The sequence below is a fragment of the Blastococcus sp. TF02-8 genome, assembly GCF_003319175.1.
GTDB lineage: Bacteria > Actinomycetota > Actinomycetes > Mycobacteriales > Geodermatophilaceae > Blastococcus.
Map to the genome: position 1 here is coordinate 41,375 of NZ_QOHK01000007.1, position 21,377 is coordinate 62,751.

Annotated in this window: 20 protein-coding genes and 1 tRNA gene; 9 read left to right on the top strand and 12 right to left on the bottom strand. The window is 74.6% G+C overall.

The features are described from left to right. Both DQ237_RS14445 and DQ237_RS14450 read right to left on the bottom strand, forming a co-directional pair. Nucleotides 1-2,727, bottom strand: coding sequence for a hypothetical protein (locus DQ237_RS14445; protein WP_113800852.1), 2,727 nt, complete (start codon nucleotides 2,725-2,727; stop codon nucleotides 1-3). Between the two features lie 4 nt (nucleotides 2,728-2,731). Further along, nucleotides 2,732-4,516: an HSP90 family protein gene (locus tag DQ237_RS14450; RefSeq protein ID WP_113800853.1), complete on the bottom strand. Its 1,785-nt coding sequence runs from the start codon at nucleotides 4,514-4,516 to the stop codon at nucleotides 2,732-2,734. 209 nt (nucleotides 4,517-4,725) lie between these two features. Between DQ237_RS14450 and DQ237_RS14455 the strand changes: the two genes are divergently transcribed. After that, complete coding sequence (locus DQ237_RS14455; protein ID WP_369832223.1) at nucleotides 4,726-5,130, top strand: DinB family protein; 405 nt, start codon at nucleotides 4,726-4,728, stop codon at nucleotides 5,128-5,130. A gap of 37 nt (nucleotides 5,131-5,167) precedes the next feature. After that, complete coding sequence (locus tag DQ237_RS19770) at nucleotides 5,168-5,305, top strand: hypothetical protein (RefSeq protein ID WP_166509622.1); 138 nt, start codon at nucleotides 5,168-5,170, stop codon at nucleotides 5,303-5,305. Here DQ237_RS19770 and DQ237_RS14460 read toward each other — a convergent pair. Next, nucleotides 5,293-6,405, bottom strand: a complete 1,113-nt coding sequence (locus tag DQ237_RS14460) for a glycerate kinase (RefSeq protein WP_240619645.1) — start codon at nucleotides 6,403-6,405, stop codon at nucleotides 5,293-5,295. The genes DQ237_RS19770 and DQ237_RS14460 overlap by 13 nt on opposite strands. A 40-nt stretch (nucleotides 6,406-6,445) precedes the next feature. On the opposite strand from DQ237_RS14460, the gene DQ237_RS14465 reads away from it, so the two are divergent. After that, nucleotides 6,446-7,633, top strand: a complete 1,188-nt coding sequence (locus tag DQ237_RS14465) for an acyl-CoA dehydrogenase family protein (protein WP_113800995.1) — start codon at nucleotides 6,446-6,448, stop codon at nucleotides 7,631-7,633. Between the two features lie 54 nt (nucleotides 7,634-7,687). Here the strand turns inward: DQ237_RS14465 and DQ237_RS14470 are convergent, their stop codons facing one another. Next, entirely contained in the window at nucleotides 7,688-7,948 is a 261-nt protein-coding gene (locus DQ237_RS14470) for a hypothetical protein (protein ID WP_113800854.1), read from the bottom strand. 141 nt (nucleotides 7,949-8,089) lie between these two features. Between DQ237_RS14470 and DQ237_RS14475 the strand changes: the two genes are divergently transcribed. Continuing rightward, a complete protein-coding gene (locus DQ237_RS14475; protein WP_113800855.1) occupies nucleotides 8,090-8,395 on the top strand; it encodes a hypothetical protein in 306 nt (101 codons plus the stop codon). Between the two features lie 29 nt (nucleotides 8,396-8,424). Further along, a complete protein-coding gene (locus DQ237_RS14480) occupies nucleotides 8,425-9,198 on the top strand; it encodes a triacylglycerol lipase (protein ID WP_205730226.1) in 774 nt (257 codons plus the stop codon). Between the two features lie 34 nt (nucleotides 9,199-9,232). Here DQ237_RS14480 and DQ237_RS14485 read toward each other — a convergent pair whose 3' ends face one another. From DQ237_RS14485 to DQ237_RS19475, 4 genes are all read right to left on the bottom strand, one after another. After that, nucleotides 9,233-10,012 carry an adenosylcobinamide-GDP ribazoletransferase gene (locus DQ237_RS14485; RefSeq protein WP_113800856.1) on the bottom strand — a complete coding sequence of 260 codons (780 nt, stop codon included), beginning with the start codon at nucleotides 10,010-10,012 and terminating at the stop codon, nucleotides 9,233-9,235. Beyond that, nucleotides 10,009-10,551, bottom strand: coding sequence for a bifunctional adenosylcobinamide kinase/adenosylcobinamide-phosphate guanylyltransferase (locus tag DQ237_RS14490; protein ID WP_166509624.1), 543 nt, complete (start codon nucleotides 10,549-10,551; stop codon nucleotides 10,009-10,011). Before DQ237_RS14490 ends, DQ237_RS14485 begins: the two co-directional genes overlap by 4 nt. After that, nucleotides 10,548-12,242, bottom strand: a complete 1,695-nt coding sequence (gene bluB / locus DQ237_RS20525) for a 5,6-dimethylbenzimidazole synthase (protein ID WP_113800857.1) — start codon at nucleotides 12,240-12,242, stop codon at nucleotides 10,548-10,550. Before bluB ends, DQ237_RS14490 begins: the two co-directional genes overlap by 4 nt. An 85-nt stretch (nucleotides 12,243-12,327) precedes the next feature. Further along, on the bottom strand, nucleotides 12,328-12,771 hold the full coding sequence (locus DQ237_RS19475) for a MarR family winged helix-turn-helix transcriptional regulator (protein WP_147251822.1): 444 nt from the start codon (nucleotides 12,769-12,771) through the stop codon (nucleotides 12,328-12,330). Nucleotides 12,772-12,792: 21 nt separating this feature from the next. Between DQ237_RS19475 and DQ237_RS14500 the strand changes: the two genes are divergently transcribed. The 3 genes from DQ237_RS14500 to DQ237_RS14510 all read left to right on the top strand — a co-directional run bounded on the left by DQ237_RS14500 (nucleotide 12,793) and on the right by DQ237_RS14510 (nucleotide 16,384). Next, nucleotides 12,793-13,827: an ABC transporter substrate-binding protein gene (locus DQ237_RS14500; protein ID WP_166509625.1), complete on the top strand. Its 1,035-nt coding sequence runs from the start codon at nucleotides 12,793-12,795 to the stop codon at nucleotides 13,825-13,827. An 83-nt stretch (nucleotides 13,828-13,910) separates the two neighbouring features. After that, complete coding sequence (locus DQ237_RS14505; protein ID WP_113800859.1) at nucleotides 13,911-15,362, top strand: APC family permease; 1,452 nt, start codon at nucleotides 13,911-13,913, stop codon at nucleotides 15,360-15,362. Then, nucleotides 15,359-16,384: an acetamidase/formamidase family protein gene (locus DQ237_RS14510; protein WP_113800860.1), complete on the top strand. Its 1,026-nt coding sequence runs from the start codon at nucleotides 15,359-15,361 to the stop codon at nucleotides 16,382-16,384. Before DQ237_RS14505 ends, DQ237_RS14510 begins: the two co-directional genes overlap by 4 nt. A 162-nt stretch (nucleotides 16,385-16,546) precedes the next feature. On the opposite strand, the gene DQ237_RS14515 is transcribed toward DQ237_RS14510, so the two are convergent. Both DQ237_RS14515 and DQ237_RS14520 read right to left on the bottom strand, forming a co-directional pair. Next, nucleotides 16,547-17,290: a hypothetical protein gene (locus DQ237_RS14515; RefSeq protein WP_147251824.1), complete on the bottom strand. Its 744-nt coding sequence runs from the start codon at nucleotides 17,288-17,290 to the stop codon at nucleotides 16,547-16,549. A gap of 273 nt (nucleotides 17,291-17,563) precedes the next feature. After that, nucleotides 17,564-17,636 (bottom strand) — tRNA-Asn (locus DQ237_RS14520). A gap of 140 nt (nucleotides 17,637-17,776) precedes the next feature. Here DQ237_RS14520 and DQ237_RS14525 point away from each other — a divergent pair. Further along, nucleotides 17,777-17,986: a hypothetical protein gene (locus DQ237_RS14525; RefSeq protein ID WP_113800862.1), complete on the top strand. Its 210-nt coding sequence runs from the start codon at nucleotides 17,777-17,779 to the stop codon at nucleotides 17,984-17,986. A gap of 9 nt (nucleotides 17,987-17,995) precedes the next feature. On the opposite strand, the gene DQ237_RS14530 is transcribed toward DQ237_RS14525, so the two are convergent. Together DQ237_RS14530 and dnaG are read right to left on the bottom strand one after the other, a co-directional pair. After that, entirely contained in the window at nucleotides 17,996-18,544 is a 549-nt protein-coding gene (locus tag DQ237_RS14530) for a hypothetical protein (RefSeq protein WP_113800863.1), read from the bottom strand. Beyond that, entirely contained in the window at nucleotides 18,541-21,366 is a 2,826-nt protein-coding gene (dnaG, locus tag DQ237_RS14535; protein ID WP_113800864.1) for a DNA primase, read from the bottom strand. Before dnaG ends, DQ237_RS14530 begins: the two co-directional genes overlap by 4 nt. Between the last annotated feature and the right edge of the window lie 11 nt (nucleotides 21,367-21,377).

Consider the following 21,377-nt stretch of genomic DNA (forward strand, 5'->3'; position numbering starts at 1 on the left):
TCACCGCCGGCGCCAGCGGGACCGGCCCGCACCCAGCGCGGCATCGCGCTGGGCGGCGAGCTCGGCGAGCTGCTCCGGCGGTGCACCGGCCTCCTCGTACGCCCGCAGCGCGGCGTCGAAGCGTCCGGCATCGGGCTCCAGGATCGTGGCCAGGAACCACAGGGTGTCGGCCCGCAGTGCCGCCAGGCCCTCGCGCTCGGCGACGGCGAGCACCTCACCGGCCACCCGCCAGGCGTCCGGGGTGAACCGCATGCCCGCGAGCGCCCGGGCCCGGTCCAGGTCGAGGACCGCCACGTCCTCGACCGCGCCGGCGGCCACGTACGTCGCCCGGGCGGCGTCGTACAACGGCAGGGCCCGGTCGGGCTGACCGGCCCGCACCAGCCGGTCGGCGTGGTCCTCGCGGAAGCGCGCCACCAGGTCCTCGTCCTCGACGCGGGGCAGCTCGGCGAGGAAGGACTCCCCGGCCGCGAGCGCCTCCTTCATGTCCCCGCGGGCCTCGTGCGCCCGGGCGAGGGTCCGCAGCACCTTGCAGCGCGCCTCGGCGTCCTCCCGGCCGAAGCAGCGCAGCGCGCGCTCACCGCTGAGCAGGGCGTCGTCGACGTACCCGAACTCGCCGTGCAGCAGCGCCAGGTCGAGCGCCACGGCGCCCTCGAGCTCCCGGTCGCCGTCCTCCGCCGCCTGCTCGACCAGCTCCGAGAGCAGGTCGAAGGCGCTCTGGTCCTGCTCCAGCACGCGGTGGGCGCGCGCGACCGCGAGCCTCGCCCAGGCCGCCGCCGTACGGTCCCCGGCGAGGCCGCAGTGGTCGACGGCGCTCCACGCGGCGGCCAGCGCCTCCTCGTGGCGCTCCAGCTCGCCGAGCAGCTCCGTCCGGCTCCCGGCCGCCTTCGCCGCCTCCAGGAAGTCGCCCAGCTCGGCCTCCGCGCGCTCGGCGGCGGCGAGGACCTCGACCACGCGGTCGAGCTCTCCGCGCTCGCCCAGCAGCGGGAGCAGCACCTCGGCGGCCGCCCGCCGGTCGACGGCCTTCCCCGACCGCTGCGCGTGCTCCCAGGAGGCGGTGGCGGCGGCCAGCGCGCCGGTCAGGTCGCCGACCACGGTGCGCGCGAAGGCCTCGGTGTTCCACGCGTCCTGGATGTCGTCGGGGTGCCCGGCGAGCAGGCTGCGCGCCTCGGAGAACTCGGCCATCCCCACCTCGCTCGCCTCCTCGCCCGCGTCCTCCCCGAGCTCGAGCACGGCCCACTCCGCCTCGAGCAGCCGGACCAGGCCGCGGGCGAGGTCCCGGTCGGCGCTGCGCTCGGCGGCGGCACGGGCCCGCTCCAGGCAGTGCCGGGCGGTCGGGTCCTCGGTGTCCCCGGTGAGGCCGACGGCGACGCGGGCCCGGGTGAGGAGCGCCAGCACCTGCTCGTCCGGATCGGCGCCGAGCTGGAGGGCCGCCTCGTCCAGCGCCGCGGCGCCCTCGGCCAGGCTGCGCAGGCGCAGGAGCGCCTCGCCGACCGTCCGCCGGGCCCGCCCGATCGCGGCCGCGTCGTCCTCCTCCAGTGCCGCGGCCAGTGCGTGCTCCGCCGCCGTGAGCCGCTGCTCCGCGCTGCCCCGCGGTTCGCGGGCGCGCTGCAGGAGCCCCGCCGCGTCGAGCGGGACGTCGACGGTCGGCTGCTCGGTCGGCGCCGGCGCGCTCGGCACCGCCGTGGCCGGGCGGACGGCGAGCAGCCGCGCCACGTCGTCGCTCACCCGGGTCGTGCCGTTGCGGCGGTCGAACGCCGCAGCGGTCTCCCGGGCGTCGGCGGCCAGGACCGCGGCGAGCTCCGCGGGCGCGGGCGGCCGGTCCCCCAGGCCGCGCGGCAGGGGTCCGTGGCCGGCCTCGGACCAGGCGGCGGTGATCGCCGACGCGGCCGCGATGGCGGTGATGCGGTCGCTGACCCGGAACAGGCCGCGGTCGCAGACGTCGACGAGCTCGGCCACCAGCCCGAAGGCCTCCGGCAGGCGGCCGGTGCGCAGCAGGTGGAGGGCGTGCTGCGCCTGGGCCGCCACCAGCGACGGGTTGCCGCGCACGAGCCGCAGACCCCAGGTGTGCAGGCGCTCGGCCTCCTCGGCGCGGCCGAGGTCGTGCACCGGGCCGAGCAGGTCGCCGATCACCGCGCCGGGCTCCTCCAGGCAGCTGACCCGTCCGGCGAGCAGGGGCCGGGCCACGTCGAGGGCGCGCTCGGGTTCCCCCTGGGCGAGCGCGAACTCGACCTCCGCCGACAGGTCGCAGGCGCGGCAGTCGCTGTACTCGCTGCGCGGGAGGAGACGCCACGCGCGGTAGGCCTCGGTGGCCTCGTCGAGGCGCCCGGTACGGCGGAGGATGGTCCAGCGGAGCTTCGCGACGGCGTCGGCGCCCTCCCCGGCCGCGGTGTACCGGCGCTCGGCCTCGCCGATGACGCGCTCGACCTCCTCCAGCGGGATCTCCGGCCGGTCCAGCAGCATCGGCGGGAGCCACTTCAGCGCCCAGTAGGTGCCGTGCTCCTCGAACCGGCCGGGGTGGGCGTCCAGCTGCCCGAGGCACCAGGTGACGGCGACCAGCGCCTTCTGCGGCTCGCCGCCGTGGACCGCCGCCTGGGCCAGCTCCATGCGGGCCTCGAAGGCGGCGTCCAGGTCCTGCGCCTCGTCCGCGGCCCGCACCGCCTCCTCCACCGTGGCAGTGCGGGCGAAGCCGTAGGGCATGCCCTCGGCCTGCTCCAGGAGACGACGCATCGTCCTACCGCGAGCCATCGAGGCTCCCTTCGATCAGCCGGCTCAGCGCGCCGGACAGCAACGTGGTCTCCCGGCCCCGCAGCGGGTGGCGGCCGAGCAGGAGGGCTTGCAGGTAGAGCACCTCGACGGCGGTGCGCAGCGCGTCCTCGGGCACCGCGCCGGACAGCCGGCGCACCACGGGGTGCCGCCAGTTCAGCACCAGCGTCGCCTCCCGCGACTGCACCGACAGCGCGCCGACGCGGTCGAGCAGCGAACCCCAGAAGGAACCGGCGACCTCCGCGGTGCCGTCGATCTCCCGGGCGAACCGGGCGTCGTCCCCGGCGGTGTAGAGGCAGGGCAGCGTCGACGGGCTGAACTCGCGCACCTCGACCTCGCAGGAGAAGGGCTGCAGCACCGGACGGCAGCGCGCCACCAGCGAGCGGGCCGCGGCGCCGTCGGGCTCCCCGACCGGCCGCAGCACCGCGGCGAGGTCCTCGGGGGCCACCCGTTCGACGTCCACACCCGGGAGCACGGCGGGGAGCCGGTGCAGCAGCTCCTCGTCGTAGGTGTAGCCGGCGTTGACCAGGCACATCCCCTCGGCCGTGGCCACCTGCGCCATCTGGCTGAAGTCCTCCGTGGTCGCGGCGTAGCGCACCGGGCCGCGGCGGGTGACCTCGGTCAGCGTCATGCGTCCCAGGCTGGTGTCGACCGGCAGCCACGGGGCGAACAAGCGCAGCAGCTCGTCGTCGTGCACCGCCAGCGCCTTGAGCGCGAGGGCGTGCACCCGAACCAGCGCCTGCAGCCGTGCCGGCTCGCGCTCGGCCAACCCGGTCAGCCACGTGCGCAGCGCTGCGCCGAGGCCCTCCCGGACGGCGGCCAGGGTCGCGTCCTCGTACAGGCCCTCGCGCGAGGCCAGCGGCTGCAACGCGCTGGTGTCGACCACGACCCGGACGAAGAAGGCCCAGTCGGGCAGCAGCCCGTCGACGGCGTCGGACAGCAGCATGCGCTTGAGGTGCACGCGGTTGCGCTGCCGCGACGACGGACTGGGGCTGTGCGGCAGCACGAAGGCGACGCCGGTCAGGCCGGCCGCGGGCAGCTCCAGCGGGACGGCGTCGAGGAACCGCTCCCCCAGCTCCTGCTCGCCCCAGGCCAGCAGACCCGCGGTGTCCTGGTGCAGCCAGGGCAGCGGCCGGCCGGCCAGTCGCTCCTCCCCAGCGGCGGTGCGCAGCAGGATCGGCTGCTCCAGCAGGCCGGCGTACCGGAGGACCAGGTCGCGCACCGTGCCCGGGTGCAGGCGGTCCTCCAGCCCCGGCCGGGCGGTGAGCCACACCGTCGTCCCCGGCTCCGTCCGCCCCTCCCCCTCCGCGAGCTCGCGCAGCTCGTACGTGCCGTCGCTGCGGCCGCGCCAGGAGACCCCGGGTCCGCCGCGCGCGGAGCGGGTGACGACCTGGATCTCGTCGCTGACCAGGAAGCAGGAGAGCAGGCCGATGCCGAACCGGCCGAGGTAGTCCTGTCCGGGCTCGAGCAGGGTGTCGCGCTTGGACGAGGAGCCGATGGTGGCGAGCAGCTCGTGGACCTCCGACACCGTGAGGCCGATCCCCTCGTCCTCGACGGACAGCACCGGCGCGGCGCCGGGGCGCTCGTGGCACTCGACGACGACCGGTGTCCGGGTCGCTGCCCCGCCTCGCGCGGTCGAGGCGTCGACGGCGTTCTGCAGCAGCTCCCGCACGTAGACGTCCGGCGAGCTGTACAGGTGGGACGACAGCAGCTCGACGACGCCGCGGAGGTCGACCTGGAAGGAGTGCCGCACGCGGGGAATGTAGAGCGGGCAGCGCCGTCCACCGAGGATGCACATCGCCGACGGCCCACCGGCCCCACCAGTCCCGGGCATGGGCCGCGTTCCGCGGGTACGACCACGGGCATGCGGACCTCCGACGTGTACGGCTACGCCTACGACCAGATCCACGAGACGCTCCTGCGCACCCTCGACGGCTGAGCTCCGCGGACCTCCACCGGCGGATCGCCCCCGACGCGAACCCGATCGGCTGGCTGGCCTGGCACCTGCTGCGGGTGCAGGACGACCACGTCGCCGAGGTCGCCGGCCGCGAGCAGGTGTGGACCGCCGCCGGCTGGGCCGAACGGTTCGGGCTGCCGTTCGGGCCGGAGGAGACCGGCTACGGCTTCGACGCCGAGCAGGTCGCCGCCACCCGGATCCCGTCGCCGGAGCTGCTCACCGGGTACGCCGGAGCCGTCCACGCGCAGTCCGCCGAGTTCCTCCGCGGGATCACCGACGCCGACCTCGACCGGGTCGTCGACGACCGCTGGGACCCGCCGGTGACCCTCTGGGTGCGGCTGGTCAGCGTGATCGGTGACGACTTCCAGCACCTCGGGCAGATCGGCTACCTCCGCGGGCTGCTGCCGTGAGCGGGCGCGAGCCCCGCACCTGCGCCAAGGTGGGGGCATGACCCAGACGCCGCAGCCCCGGGACATCGTCGTCGAGCAGGAGTCGGCCGAGGTGGAGGCCTCGTTGGAGGCGCAGAGCGAACCCCGCGAGGCGCCGCACGGCGACGAGGGCGACCTGGAGGGTCACCCCTCCTGAGCCACGAACGGCGGCACGACCCGGGCGGCCAGCTCGGCGAGGGTCGCCGCCGGTTTCGCGAGGCAGCGGTCCAGGTCGGGCTCCACCTCGGTCAGTGCATGCGCGGCGACCGCGGGCAGCAGCCCGGCGTCCAGCCGCACCTGCCCGGCGAGGACGACGCAGGGGACGCCGGCGTCCTCCGCCCGCGCGGCCACCTCGGCCGGCGCCTTGCCCCGCAGGGTCTGCTCGTCGAGCGCACCCTCACCGGTGACCACGAGGTCGGCGCCCGCCAGCGCGTCGTCGAGACCGACCAGGTTGCAGACCAGCCCCGCCCCCGGCACCGCCACGGCGCCCAGCACCGCCATGGCGCCGGCCGCCGTCCCGCCCGCGGCGCCGGCTCCCGGACGACGCTCCACCCAGGCGCCGGTGGTGCGCGCGAGCGCCGAGGCGTACCGCGCGAGCGCGGCGTCCAGGAGGGCCACCTCCTCGGCGCCCGCTCCCTTCTGCGGCCCGAACACGGCCGCTGCGCCCGAGGGGCCGGTCAGCGGGTTGTCGACGTCGGTCGCGACGACGACCTGGCTCTCCCGCAGTCGCGGGTCCAGCCCGTCGACGTCGATGCGGGCCAGCGCGGCCAGCGCGCCACCGCCCGCGCCGAGGTCGCGGCCCGCGCCGTCCAGCAGCCGGACCCCCAGCGCCTGCAGCATCCCGGCCCCGCCGTCGGTCGTGGCGCTGCCCCCGAGGCCGAGCACGATCTGCCGTGCCCCCGCGTCCAGGGCGGCGAGCAGCAGCTCGCCGACGCCCCGGGTGCTCGCCGTCACCGGGGCAGGAGCGGCCAGCAGCGTCATGCCGGCGGCCGACGCCAGCTCCAGGACCGCCTTGGTGCCGTCGACGGCGAAGGTCGCCCGCACCGGCCGGCCGTCGGGCCCCCCGACCGTGGCCGTCCGCGCGCGCCAGCCGGAGCGCAACGCGGCCGCGACCGTGCCCTCTCCGCCGTCGGCGACCGGCCGCAGCAGCAGGTCGGCCCCCGGCAGCACGCGCCGCACGCCCGCCGCCATCGCCTCCGCCGCCGCCTCCGCCGTGAGCGAGCCCTTGAACGAGTCGGGGGCCAGGACGATGCGCACGACGGGCAGCATGCCCTGGTTCGTCGTAGCGTTCGCGGTCGTGAGCGCCGAGAGCCCTGACTTCTACGCCTTCGAGGACCTGCTCGAGCCGGCCGAGATCGAGATCCGCGACCGGGTCCGCGCCTTCGGCGAGAAGGAGGTGCTGCCGCGCATCAACGAGTACTGGGAGCGGGCGGAGTTCCCGTTCGAGCTGATCCCGCTGCTCGCCGAGACCGGGGTCGTCGGCGGCACCATCGAGGGCTACGGCTGCCCCGGTATGAGCAACATGGCCGCCGGCCTGGTGGCCGCCGAGCTGGCGCGCGCCGACGGCAGCATCGGCACGTTCAACGGCGTGCACAGCTTCCTGGCGATGCAGTCGATCGCGCTGCTGGGCGACGAGGAGCAGCGCGAGCGGTTCCTGCCGCCGATGGCCCGCCTGGAGAAGCTCGGCGCCTTCGGGCTCACCGAGCCCGCGCACGGCTCCGACGCCGTGGGGCTGGAGACCTCCGCCCGCCGGGACGGCGACGCCTTCGTGCTGAACGGCGCGAAGAAGTGGATCGGCAACGGATCGATCGCCGACTTCGTGATCATCTGGGCCCGCGGTGAGGACGGCGCGGTCGGCGGCTACGTGGTCGAGAAGGGCACCCCCGGCTTCGAGGCCACCGTGATGACGGGCAAGACGGCGCTGCGCGCGGTGTGGCAGGCCGAGATCACGCTCACCGACGTCCGGGTGCCGGCGGAGAACAAGCTGGCCAACTGCCACTCGTTCAAGGACGTCTCCCAGGTGCTGGACCGCACGCGCTACACGGTCGCCTGGCGAGCGCTGGGTCTGGCGACGGCGGCCTACGAGCTGGCCCTGGCCCACGCGCTGCAGCGGGAGCAGTTCGGTCAGCCGATCGCCGGGTTCCAGCTGGTGCAGGACAAGCTGGCCCGGATGCTGGCCGAGATCACCTCGATGCAGCTGATGTGCTGGCGGCTGTCGAAGCTCGCGGACGAGGGCCGGATGACCGCGGCGATGGCTTCGCTAGCCAAGATGAACCACGCGGCCAAGGCGCGGTCCATCGTCGCCGACGCCCGCGACATCCTCGGCGGCGACGGCATCCTCATCGACCACCACGTCGCACGGCACTTCGCCGACATGGAGGCGGTCTTCACGTTCGAGGGCACCGACTCGGTGCAGGCGTTGATCGTCGGGCGGGCGATCACCGGGCTCTCGGCGATCAGCGGCCGGAAGCCCGAGAAGCGTTGAGGTCACCGCACCGGACGGTGCGGTGACCTCGGACGAGGATCAGTGGCGGCGGACTCAGCCGGCGCGGGTCAGCCGCTGGTCGACGGCGGTGATGCGGGCGCACTCCGGGCAGCCGGTCCGGCCGATGCCGACCCGCTCCCACTTCTGCGTGCCCCAGACCTGGACGATCGCACCGCAGACCGCCAGCTCGACCTCGCCGTCCAGCTCGGCCGGCGGCCGGTGCGCCTCCACGGCGTGCCAGGGGTAGGTCTGCTGGCTCTGCGGACTGCCCGACCAGCGGTCGGGGCGGGCGAACCCCACGGCATACGTGCTCACGAGCGTGCAGTGCCCGGGCGCTTCGCCGGCCAATCCCCCCGATCGGGCGAATACGGACGGTCACGGCCCTGATCGACGGCGCGCTGCCGAGCCCTCGGGCGCGCTACCGTCGGAGGCCTCGTTCGGAAGAGGTGCACGCGGATGGATCCGGTCAGCCTGCTGGTGGGCGCAGCCCTGCTGGGGGTCGGTTTCGTGGCCGGGCGGCTCGGTCGCGGTCGCGCCGTCGCTCCGCCGCCTCCGGTGACGCCGCTGTGCGGGTGCGGCCACACGCTGAGCCAGCACGACACCGCGACGAACACCTGCTACGCGGAGCTGCGTCGCGACACCTACGACAAGCGGGGCCGCTGGTCGGGCCACAGCTGGGTGCCGTGCACGTGCCGCCAGTACGTCGGCCCGCGGCCGATCGACGAGGTGTTCGTCCCGCGCGTGCTGCCGCCGGGCGACTGATCCGGGGCCCGAGCGGGCATGCGGGGGCGGTGAGCACTCCCTCCGCGCCCGCCCGCGGTGAGCGGGCCGACGCCCTGCTGGCCCTCACCGAGCCCGCCCGAGCCCTCGTCAGCGCCGGCGCCCTGGCCGCCGGCTACCCGCTGCTGCGCCTCGCGCCGCGCGGCGAACCGCACCCCGTCGTCGTCCTCCCGGGGTGGCTGGCCTCCGACGTGTCCACCCGGACCATCCGCCGCTGGCTGGGCGGTCTGGGCTATCCGACGGTCGGCTGGGACCTCGGCCGCAACCACGGGCCGCGCCCGGAGGTGGTCGAGGGGATCCGGACGCTGCTCGCGCGGACCGCCGACCAGCACGGCGCGCCGGTGAGCATCGTGGGCCAGAGCCTGGGCGGGATCTTCGGACGTCGGCTGGCCGAGCGCAGCCCCGAGCTGCTCCGCCAGGTGGTCTCCCTCGGCTCCCCGTTCGCCGCGGTGGCGCCGCGCCGCAACGGCGGATCGGGAGTGCGGATGTACCAGGAGTACCGGAAGCTCCGGGCCGTGGAGTCGGTGCGCCCGGCACCGCCGCTGCCCGTGCCGAGCACATCGGTGTACTCGCGCTGGGACGGCGTCGTCGACTGGCGGACCTGTCTGCAGGAGGAGGGGCCGCGCAGCGAGAACATCGCCGTGCACGCCAGCCACCTCGGCATGGGGCTGGACCCGGCGGTGCTGTGGATCGTCGCCGACCGGCTGGCCCAGCCGCGCGGAGCGTGGCGCCCCTTCCAGCGGCCGACCCGGTTCGGGCTGCGCGCGCTGTTCCCGGCCGACTGACCTGTCGGTACCCGATCGCGGTGGTGGGGGGCGTTCAGGTCCAGGTGACGCCGGCGGCGAGGACGACGAGCGCGGCGGCCGTGCCGACCTCCACGACGGCGCCGAACACGTCGCCGTTGACGCCGCCGAGACGCCGGGCGGCGTGCGCGGTGAGGGCCGTGGTCATCGCGAGGGCCACTCCCACCGCGGCAGCCGCCCACACCGCATCTGCCGCGTTCCCACCTCCTGCCAGCGGCAGTCCTCCGGCCGCGGCGAGCAGCAGGACGGTCGCCGTCGCACGGACCCCGGCGGAGGCACTGCCGGCCACCAGCACGCCCAGCGACGAGCCCGTGGCGGCGGGTCGGGCGGCCGCGTGCAGCACCCCGACCCGGCCGGCGGTCGTCGCGAGCAGCACGGCAACCAGCCCGGCGGGCCGGCACGAATCCGCCAGCACCGCGCCCAGGGCGGCCACCTGCACCAGCAGCAGGCCGACCAGCGCCGCGACCCCGAAGGCGCCGACGTCGGGCCGACGCATGATCGCCAGTGCCTGCTCGGCCGGGCGGCCGCTGCCCAGGCCGTCGGCGAGGTCGGCGGTGCCGTCGAGGTGCAGCCCCCGGGTGAGCAGGGCGAGGCCGCCGACGACGAGCACCGCGGCCAGCAGCGGCGACCCGCCGTCGCTCCCCCGCCACACGGCCAGCGCCGGCACGAACGCGAGCGCGCCGAGCACCAGCCCCACCACCGGCAGCCAGCGGAGCACCCCGGGACCGGGCGTGCGGGCGGAGGCAGGGACCGGCAGCACGCTGAACAGGCCGAGCGCCGCGAGCAGGCCGCTCACTTCAGCCGCTGCGGCAGTCCGGCGACCAGCAGCTCCACCCGCTGCGAGGCGGCGGCGACCCGCGCGTTGAGGATGCCCAGCTCGTCGCGGTAGCGGCGGCCGGAGACCGTGGCGGGGACCACCCCGGAGCCGACCTCGTTGCTCACCGCGACGACCCTCCGCCGGGTGCCGGCCCAGGCGGCGACGACGTCGTCGACAGCGCGGGCCAGCCGCTCGTCGGCGCCGGCCTCCTCGGTCCAGACGCCGCAGTCGTCCATGGCGCGGGCCAGCCAGGTGGAGAGGCAGTCGACGAGCACCGGCGGCCCGGAGCGGCCGAGCACACCCACCAGGTCGACGGTCTCCAGCGTGCGCCAGGTGCCGGGGCGCCGGTCGCGGTGCAGCGCGACCCGGGCGGCCCACTCGGGGTCGCCGCCGTCGGCGGGCAGCCCGCAGGCCACGTACTCCACCTGGCGGGCGCGGCCGAGCAGCTGCTCGGCGTGCCGGGACTTGCCGGAGCGGGCGCCCCCGAGCACCAGCGTCCGGCGGGGACGACCGATCACGAGACCCGCCCGGCGGCGCTGCGGGCGCGCAGCGCGGTGAGCAGCAGCTGCGCGGCGAGCGCGGCACCCACGCCCTCCCCCGCGCGCAGGCGGAGGTCGAGCAGCGGCTCGAGCCCCAGGTCGGTGAGCACTGCGGCGTGCCCCCGTTCCCGGCTGCGCTGGCCGGCGACCAGGGCCGGCTGCGCCGCCGGTTCCAGCCGGACCGCGACTGCGGCCGCGACCGAGGTGACCAGCCCGTCGAGGAGGACGGGGACGCCGGCCCCGGCGGCGCCGAGCGTGACGCCGGCGAGCACGGCGATCTCCGGCCCGCCGAGCGCGGCGAGCAGGCTCATCGGGTCGGCGGACGCGCGCTCGGCCCGCACCCGCTCCAGGGCTCCGCGGACGACGGCCCGCTTGCGGTCGAGCATGGCGGCGTCCGCACCCGCGCCCAGGCCGACGGTCTCGTCAGGATCCAGGTCGAGCAGTGCGCAGGCCAGCGCGGCGGCGACGGTCGTGTTGCCGATGCCCACCTCGCCCAGGCAGACCAGCCCGCCGTCGGCGAGCTCGCGACCGAGGGCGCGCCCCTCCGCCACGAGTGCGGCGGCGTCGTCGGCGGTCAGGGCGTCGGTGGTGAGCAGGTCGCCCTGGGGTCCGGTCGGCAGCGCCTCGTGCGCACGGATCCGGAGTCCGGCCTGCGCCGCGGTGGCGGCGCCCAGGGACTCGCCCGCGCGGGTCGCGGCCAGCACGTCGGCGGTGACCGAGGCGGGGAACGCGGAGACCGCGTGCGCGGTGGCGACGGGGTGGTGCCCGGCGGCGACGACCAGGGTTCCCGACTCCGGCACCGGCCCGCGCAGTGCCAGCACCCGGTCGACGGCGCGGTCGAGCACACCCAGCGATCCGGGCACGGCGAGCAGGTCGTCGCCGGTGTCCCGCGCGGCGACGACGGCCTCCGGCTCCGGCCCGGCCAGGTGCGAGACCGGGGCGGCCGGGCTCTCCTCCCCCGGCCAGCGCTCGGACAGGACGACGTCGTCCAGCGGTGCTCGGGTCGACCAGCCGTGCCGCATCAGGCCCGGCTCGGGCGGCCGCTCGTCGGGCCAGCCCAGGCACAGCCAGCCGAGGGTCTCCACTCCCTCGGGCAGGTGCAGCAGCTGCGCCAGGTCGGCGGGCTGGAAGAGGGTCACCCAGCCCATGCCGAGCCCGGAGGCGCGGGCGGCCAGCCAGATGTTCTGGATGGCGCAGGCGCAGGACCACAGGTCGGCGTCGGGGAAGGTCGCCCGGCCCAGCACCCCGGTGGCGTGGGTGCGGCGGTCGCAGGCGACGACGATGCCGACCGGTGCCTCGCGGATGCCCTCCAGCTGCAGGTCGAGCAGGCGGGCGCGGCGGTCGGGGGTGAGCAGGTCGGCCTGGCGCAGCCTCTCCCGGTCGGCGAGCACGGCCGCGCGGTCACGGGTGGCCTGCTCGGTGACGACGACGAACCGCCACGGCTGCGAGTGGCCCACCGAGGGCGCCCGGTGACCGGCCTCCAGGACGGAGCGGAGCAGTTCGGCTGGCACCGGGTCGGGTCGGTAGCGCCGGATGTCGCGCCGGGCGCCCACGACGGCGTGCAGCGCCTCGACCGTGGCCGGGTCGAACGCCCAGCCCGCCGGGTCCGCGGCCCGCTCGGCGGCGTGGGTGCGGTCACCGATCACCGGGACCGGCCGGGGCCAGGTCATGCCAACTCCTCCATCGCGTCTCCCGGGAACCCTCGCACGCGCGGGCGCACGAGCCGCGCCCGGTTCCCCCGCAGGGGGCGGCGGCTCAGCCGTCCGTGTCGGCGAGCTCGGCCAGGGCGTGGCGCAGGGCGGCCACCCGATCGGCGCCGAGGGTCGCCGCCAGCGCCGCCTCGTGGGCCGCGACCAGCGCCTCCCACCGGGCCAGCCGGTCCCGGCCCGGGTCGGAGAGGTGGACGACGACCTTGCGCCCGTCGCCGGCGTGCGGCAGCCGGTAGGCCAGCGCCTGGTCCACCGCGGCGTCGACCAGCCGGGTGCAGCTCGGAGCCGGGAGGTGCAGCGCGGCGACCAGCTCGCCCATGGTGCGGCCGCCGCCGGCCAGGGCCCGGAGCAGCCGGTAGCCGTCGAGCGTGCCGCCGTCCTCGGCGAGCGCGGCGGCCACCCCGCCGGCGACCCGCCGCTGGGTGACGGTCAGCAGCTCGACGAGGTCGTCGGTGCCACGCGCGGCGTCGACGCCACCGCCCGGAAACATGGGGGCACCATACTTCTCCGCGTGTCCGGTGCCACGCGTCCGCTGGACCCGTGGGAGCTGCTGCTCACGGGTCCGCGCAGCGACGTCCTCCACGTCGGGCTCGCCGTGCCGCTCTCCGGTCCGCTGGCGCTCACCGCGCCGTCGGCCCTGGACCTGGCCGGGCTGGCCGCGGACGAGCTGAACGCGGTCGGTGGGGTGGACGGGCGGGAGGTCCGGCTGGTCACCGTGGACTCCGGGCGGGCGCCCGAGGTCGTCGCGGCGGAGGCCGCGTCCCTGTTCCGGGCCGGCGCCTTCGACGTGCTGGTCGGGTTCCACACCAGCGACGTGCACCGGGCGCTGGAGCGCGCCCTCCCGCCAGGGGCCCGCTACGTGTTCACCCCGCCGCACGAGGGCGGCCGGCTGCGCCCCGGCGTCGTCCGCACCGGGGCCTCCCCCGCCGAGCAGCACGCCGCGGCCCTGACCTGGCTGGTCGGCCACCGCCGCGCCCGCCGCTGGGTGCTGCTGGGCACCGACTACGTGTGGCCGCGGGCGGTGCACCGCGCCGCGCACCGGGCACTGGCCGCCGCCGGCGCCGAGGTAGTCGGCGAGGCTCTCGTGCCGTTCGGCCCGACCGACATGGGGCCGCTGCTGGACCTGGTCCGCCGGACCCGCGCCGACGGCGTGCTGCTGAGCATGGTCGGGCGGGACCTGGTCACCTTCAACCGCGAGTTCACCCGGGCCGGGCTGGACCGTCGGGTGGTGCGGCTCTCGGGAGCGCTGGAGGAGAACGGGCTCTACGCCGTCGGCGGCGACGGCACCGGCGAGCTCTACGCGTGCATGCCGTCCTTCGCCTCGACCGGCGACGGCCCCGACGAGGTCCAGCTGGCGCTCCAGGAGCGGCTCGCCTCCCGCTCCGGCCCCTCCGCCCCGGTGGTGTGCGCCTACGCGCGGGGTCTCTACGACGGCGTGCGCGTGGCCGTCTCGCCGGGGCGCTCCCGGCGCCGCGGCCCGGCCGCCCGGCTGGCCCGCGCCGACGGGCTCGCGCTGCGCGAGATCCCCGGGGTTCTCACAGCCTGAGACGGATCCTTCCACCTGGAAGGATTCGGTCCTACTCTGCTCCCGCCCCGGCACCGACCGGAGAGAGACGGAGTGAAGCCCCCATGAGCGAGCCCCGCACCACCCACGACCCCGCCCCGCTGTCCGGCGCCGCGCGCGGCCCGGTCCCCGCGACCGGCGAACCGGACCCCGGCGTCGAGGCCTTCGGCTACAAGCAGGAGCTGAAGCGCTCGCTGAGCTTCACCGACCTGCTGGTCTACGGCCTGGTCTTCATGGTCCCGATCGCCCCGTTCGGCATCTTCGGCGGCGTCTTCCAGGCCTCCGGCGGCATGGTCGCGCTGGCCTACGCCGTCGGCATGCTGGCCATGGCCTTCACCGCGGCCTCCTACTCGCAGATGTCGCGGGCCTTCCCGATGGCCGGCTCGGTCTACACCTACGCCGGGCGCGGCATCGCCCAGCCGGTCGGCTTCGTCGCCGGCTGGATGATCCTGCTCGACTACGTCCTCGTCCCGGGCCTGCTCTACCTGATCGCCGCGGTCGCGATGAACTCGATCTGGTCGGCGGTGCCCGTGTGGGTGTGGCTGGTCGCCTTCGTCGTCCTCAACACCGTCGTCAACTACTTCGGCATCGAGTTCACGGCACGGGTCAACCGGATCATGCTCGTCGCGGAGCTGATCGTCCTGGCCATCTTCCTGGTCATCGGCGTGGTCGCCCTGGCCGGCGGCAAGGGCGGCGGCTGGGACCTCACCCCCATCTACAACAGCGACACGTTCTCCCTCGAGCTGGTCTTCGGCGCGGTGTCCGTCGCCGTCCTGAGCTTCCTGGGCTTCGACGGCATCTCCACGCTGGCCGAGGAGAACCGCGACGCCGCCCGCTCGATCGGCAAGTCGATGATCGCCGCGCTCGCCCTGGCCGGAACGCTGTTCATCGTCCAGACCTGGATCGCCGCGCTGCTGGTGGAGAACCCCGAGAAGCTGATCTCCGAGGGCGACGCCGCCGGAACCGCCTTCTACGACGCCGCCGAGGTCGCCGGGGGCCACTGGCTGTCGGTGCTCACCGCCGTCGCGACGGCGATCGCGTGGGGCTTCGCCAACTCGCTGGTCGCGCAGGCCGCGACCTCGCGGCTGCTGTTCGCCATGGCCCGCGACCGCCAGCTGCCCGGCTTCCTCGCCTCGGTGCACCCGACCCGGCGGGTGCCGGTCAACGCGACCCTGCTCGTCGCCGTCGTCTCGCTGGTGCTCGGCCTGTACATGAACAGCCGCGACGACGGCATCACGCTGCTGTCCACGCTGGTGAACTTCGGCGCCCTGTCGGCCTTCCTGCTGCTGCACGTGTCGGTCGTCGTGCACTACCTCGGCCGCCGCAAGAGCCGCGACTACTGGCGGCACCTCGCCGTCCCGGTCATCGGCTTCGCGATCCTGGTCTACGTCGTGATCAACGCCCAGGTGGCGGCCCAGCGGCTCGGCTTCGTCTGGCTCGTCGCCGGCCTGGCGGTGCTGGCCTTCCTGCTGCTCACCGGCCGCAAGCCCGAGATCCGCGCGGAGGAGAACCTGTGAGCCTCGAGGTCGTCCAGCTCACCCCGTCGGCCGACCAGTACCGGTACACCTTCGGTGGCGCCCCCGAGCCGCTGGTGCGGGTGCAGCCGGGCACCGTCGTCGAGCTGACCACCGAGGACTGCTTCGGCGGCCGGGTCACCAAGGCCGAGGACCTGCCGAGCGCGGTCTGCGACTTCTCCCAGCTCAACCCGGTCACCGGCCCGATCCACGTGGAGGGTGCCGAGCCCGGCGACACCCTGGCGGTGCACTTCGTGGAGATCGCGCCGGCCCGCGACTGGGCGATCTCGACGACGTTCCCGCACTTCGGGGCGCTCACCGCGACGCACAGCACCGCGATGCTGCACGACCCGCTGGAGGAGGTCGTGTGGGTCTACGAGGTCGACCGGGAGCGGGGCACCTGCCTGTTCCGGCCGCGCCGCGGTGGCCCCGAGGTGGAGCTCCCGCTCGACCCGATGCACGGCACGGTCGGCGTCGCCCCGGCCGGCGGTGAGGTATTCGCGACCGTCACGCCGGGCGCGCACGGCGGCAACATGGACACCCCGGAGCTGCGGGCGGGTGTGACGGCGTACTTCGGCGTGAACGTCGCCGGGGGTCAGCTGGCCATCGGTGACGGGCACTGCCGGCAGGGCGAGGGCGAGGTGTGCGGCACCGCCGTCGAGGCGGCCATGCGCACCGTCGTCGTCGTCGACCTGATCAAGGGGTCGGGCACGGCGTGGCCGCGGCTGGAGACCGACGACTTCCTCATGTCGACCGGTTCGACCAAGCCGCTGGAGGACGCCTTCCGGGTGAGCCAGCACGACCTGGTCACCTGGGCGGCCGAGCTCACCGGCTGGGACACGCTGGACGCCTACCAGCTGGTCAGCCAGGCCGGGCTCGCGCCTGTGGCCAACGTCGTGGACACGAACTACACGATGGTGGCCAAGCTGGCGAAGGCCCACCTGGGCCGCGAGGGCGTCACCGTGAACGACGGCGTGCACGACCGGCTGCGCGCCACCGGCGCGGCCTACCTCGCCCAGCGCTGACCCGCTCCACCCTGGGGGCCCGGCCGGATCACCCGGCCGGGCCCTCAGGCGTTCGAGGGCGCGAACCTTGGCCTGATGCCGACTCGCCACCCCGACAGGAACGAGTCACGGACGCCCACGGCCGGGCCCCGCGCCCCACGCACGCGCGGCCGGGGCCCACGGTCACGACGTCAGCGGCAAGACGCCCTCGTTGTCCAGATTCACGACCATGACGATGAACACGGCCGCTGCACGGCATACAGCGGTCGCCTCGGTCCGAGTCATCGTCGAAGCCACCTGACCGCCATGTCTGACGTTGGGCATGGCACTGCCGTAGTTGTGCAGCTGCGACAGTGCCGCCCCGAGCGGAGCGCGATGGCCCTTGAACAGCGTTCGCGCCCCTTCAGAAATGCTCTTCGCGTCAGCAGCGATCCGAACGGCGCTTTCGAGCGCGTTGACAGCGGCCGCGACAGCCGACTCGTGGTGTCCGGCCAGGAGCTCACGGCGACTGACGTCCCATTGCTGTTTCGTCGGAGAGAATCGACCGTGCAGCAATGAATCCGGCTGACTCAACGAGTCGTCGACGTCCAGCTCGGTGGCGGCCTGATCCACAGGGACGAACGAACCGGCCAGCATCCTCAGCGGGACGCCTTCCTCGGCGAGCGACTTCGAGACGAGCTCGTCGTGGTGGCTCCTGCCGCGCTCGAGATGCTCCACCAGCTCGTACACACGCTGCGGCGCCAGCCGGGCCAGCTGTTCGTGGACCCACTGAGGACCGTTCACGTCGTACAGATTCGGTGCGGGAACCTTGAGGTACCGAGAAAGCATGTCGATCGGCCCTCTTGCCTCGTCGAACTCTCCGAGCAGCTCCTGGAGGACCCAGTGCAGTTGCTCGGGAACCTTCTTGCTCCACGCCACGTGCTCCACCGACCCAGTTTGAACCACGGGCGCGACGTATTTCGTGAGCGGGACGGGGTTCGTCCGATCGGCAGCAGCCTCCACGACACGACGGCCGTCGTCGGCGCGCTGGACGGGACCGGCGAACTCGCATGACGACCCGTGCGCCGCGATGCGCGATGCACCAGGCGAAGCATCCGCTCGCATGGCACCGCTGCTGTCCCAGCATCCGTCACGGTCCATCGCTCGCCGATCTCCACGGGAACGACGAAGGCCCCGACCGGAAGGTCAAGGACCTGGGCGCTCCCCCGATTGGACTCGAACCAATAACCCTGCGATTAACAGTCGCATGCTCTGCCAATTGAGCTACGGGGGATCAGCGAGGCGCTGCTCGCTGGCCCGACGAGAGTACCCCACGCCCAGGACGCGCTCGTGGAGGGCTCACCGGCGTCGGCGCGATCCACGCCACAGGTAGCGTGATCGTCGTTCACCTCGCGTCCACCCTGGAGGTTCCCCGTGGCCAAGCTGTCGTTCCTCGCCGGTTTCGGCGCCGGCTACGTCCTCGGAGCCCGGGCCGGCCGGGAGCGCTACGAGCAGATCCGACGCGGCTGGGAGCAGGCCAAGGACGACCCGCGCCTGCAGAGCCTGGCCGGCATGGCGCAGGCCCGCGCCGACGACGCCGTCTCCGCGCTCAAGGCCCGCATGGGCGGCGAGCCCCCGCGCTGACCCGCCGGGTCAGACCGGCCGCTCGGCGGCCAGCGCCTCGCTGAGCTTCTGCCGCGCCGCCTCGCGCGCCCCCGGGTCGTGCCGGTCCGCGTCGTCGTCGAACACGACGGTCCACTCCCGCTCGGCCTGCCCGGGCACCCGGCGGGCCACCAGCAGCACCCCTCCCCTACCGGGCAGCGGCGAGCGCCGACTGCTCACCACGGTCTGGTCCACCCGCTTGCGCACCACCGCGGGCAGGTCGCCGGCGTCGGTGAGCACGTACCGGACGGCGGGCTCCCGCGCCTGCACGCCGGGCTCGACCTCGGTCAGCGCCGTCACCGTGAAGCTGCCGCCGCCGTCGTTGGTCCCGGCCCAGCGCGCGGACCCCACGAGGTGCCACGGCAAGAGGACGGCCTCCGCGCCGACGGTGCGCAGGCCTCGCGAGGTCGCGACCAGCCAGCCCTCGCCGCGGGCCCGCACGCCCCACGCCAGCACCCGCTCCTCCGGATCGACGAGCGCGGCACGCACCTCCTCAGGTGGTCGGGCGAACCGGCGGCGCACCGCGTCGAACAGGCTCACTCCAGGCCGCCGATGGCCCGCTTGCGCAGCGAGATCGCCAGCTGCTCGAGATCCAGCAGCTGCTTGAACGCCTTCATGTAGTCGTCACCGGCCTCGACCGGGTTCATCCGCTGCAGCCGGCCCTTGAGCGCGGCGATCTCGCGCACGGTCGCCATCTCCTGCAACCGGGCGACCACCGCGTTGACGTAGCCGCCGTCGGCCTCGCCCACCGACCGCAGTGGCTCCACGGCCAGTGCGGTCAGCAGCGCTCGGGCGCTCTCCCGGTCGCAGTGCTCGGCGACCTCGTCGAGCCAGGCCGGCCCGGTGACGGTGGTGTTCGCCGCTCCCCCGGCCCCGGCGATCGCCGCGGCGACCGCGGCGTAGTCCGGGTCGGTGAAGGCGACCGGCGGCACCGCGTCGAAGGCGGGCCCGGCGTACTCCGGCACCTGCAGCGCCGCCTTGACCGCCTCCCGCTCCACGGCGACCGCGGCGTCGTCCGGTGTCCGCTTGGGCGCCCGCGGTCGCCCCCGGGACGGTGCCCCTCCGTCGCCGCTGAGCCGGCGCATCCGCTCCAGCACCTCGGCCTCGTCGGTGTTGCCGATCATCCCGGCCAGCTCCCGCGCGTAGGCCGGACGCAGTGCGTGGTCCTTGATCTGGGCGACCAGCGGCACCGTCTTCTCCAGTGCGGCGACCCGGCCCTCGACGGTGTCGAGGTCGTAGCCGGCCAGCGTCGTCTTCAGCACGAACGCGATCAGCGGCGTCCGGCGGGCCACCAGGTCGCGGACGGCGGCGTCCCCCTGCTCCTGGCGCAGCTCGCACGGGTCGCGACCCTCCTGCTCGACGGCCACGAACGTCTGCCCGACGAAGCGCTGGTCCTCGGCGAAGGTCTTCATGGCCGCCGCCTGGCCGGCCGCGTCGCCGTCGAAGGTGTAGACCACCTCGCCACGGAACTCGTCCTGGTCCATGAGCAGCCGGCGCAGCACCCCGATGTGCTCGGCACCGAACGCCGTGCCGCAGGAGGCCACCGCGGTGGTCACGCCCGCCAGGTGGCAGGCCATCACGTCGGTGTAGCCCTCGACGACGACGGCCTGGTGCCGCTTGGCGATGTCGCGCTTGGCCCGGTCGATGCCGTAGAGCACCGTGCTCTTCTTGTAGAGCGGGGTCTCCGGGGTGTTCAGGTACTTGGGGCCCGGGTCGTCGTCCATGAGCTTGCGGGCGCCGAAGCCGATCACGTCGCCGGTGATGTCGCGGATCGGCCAGACCAGCCGCCGGTGGAACCGGTCGATGAGCGTGCCGCGGGAGGACTCCTTGGCCAGCCCGCCGGTGACCAGCTCGGCCTGGGTGAATCCCTTGGCTCGCAGGTGCCGGGTGAGCGCGTCCCAGCCGCCCGGCGCGTAGCCGCAGCCGAAGTCGAGTGCCGCCTGCCGGTCGAAGGCGCGGTCGGCCAGGAACTGGCGGGCCGGCGCCGCCTCGGGAGTGCCGAGCTGCTCGGCGTAGAAGGCCGCCGCCGCCGTGTTGGCGGCGACCAGCCGCGCACGCTGGCCGACCGAGGCGCGGTCGGGCCCGGCGGTGGGGCGGCCGCCGTCGTCCTCGTACTTCAGCTCGATGTTGGCGCGGTTGGCCAGCAGCTCCACGGCCTCGGAGAAGGACAGGTGGTCGATCTTCTGCACGAAGGAGATGACGTCACCGCCTTCGCCACAACCGAAGCAGTTGCCGGTGAGGAGGTTGTCCTCGAGCGTGAAGGCGTGCGTGCCCGGCACCTCGGCGCAGAAGACTTCCTCCACGCGGTCGGACCACTCGACCGACTGGACGACCCAGTTCTTGCGTTCGTACTTCTTGTCGTTCGCGAGGAAGCGCGCGCGGTGCTGGTCGAGCAGGAAGAAGGACTCGGGAAGGCCCTTCGTCATGAACCGCACGTTGTAGATGTCGCTCGGGACGCCGTCGATCCCCACACGGTTCTGCTTGGCCACGCCGAACGTGCCGATGCCGAGTCGGGTGCACAGGCGCCGGACGTATTCGAGGTTTTCGGGGTCGGCCGAGTTGAGGATCGCGTCGCCGTCCTCCGCCACGCAGCCGTCGGCCGCGAAGTAACCGGCCAACCAGCCCAGTAGGTAGGAGGTGTCCTCCTCCAGGTCTGGGCGCTCGTCCTTGAAGTAGGCGGGCAGCCCGTAGTAGCGCGTCCCGCGCTCATCGCTCCACGACCGGCAGCCCTCGAAGACGTGCGCCAGCTGCCCGTCCTTCTCGCCGTACAGGACGGCGATCGAACCGGCTCCGGAGCGTGTGCCGTCGCCGTAGACGAGTCCTCGGGCGATCCCGAAAGGGGACGGCTTCGTGGCCGGGTTCAGCACCCGGGTCACGGGGAACGAGTGCGACAGGCGATCCCCCGGTCGCAGGTCCTTCGTCAGCTTCTCGCGCCGGTTCTGCCGCAGCGCGCCGGACGGGACGAACCACCGGTGCTCGTCGGTCGCGTGGACGACTCTCGTGCGCCCGTTGCGGGTCAGCGTCAGCTTCATGAGCGGCTGTACGCCGTAAGACTTGAAGGGGGCCTCGACCCACCCGCCGTCTCCGTTCAGCACCCGAACGGACTTTCCGGCCAACTCCCGGATCGGGACGACGCCGTCCTCGGTCAGGACGCCGGTCTCTCCCGCCAGGCAGTGGAACAGGTTCCTCGTCGGCGTGACCTGGAACGACGGCGACTTCTCGTCGTGGAACGGGCACAGCCCCTTGAGGCTGCCACCACCCGCGCGCTTGAGCTGCAGGTGCTCACCGACGATCTCGTCGATCTTGCTGCGCTCGCGCACGAGCGCGATGTCGGCGGCCCGGATGCGTCCTCGCCCGGCCATCTGTCGCTTCT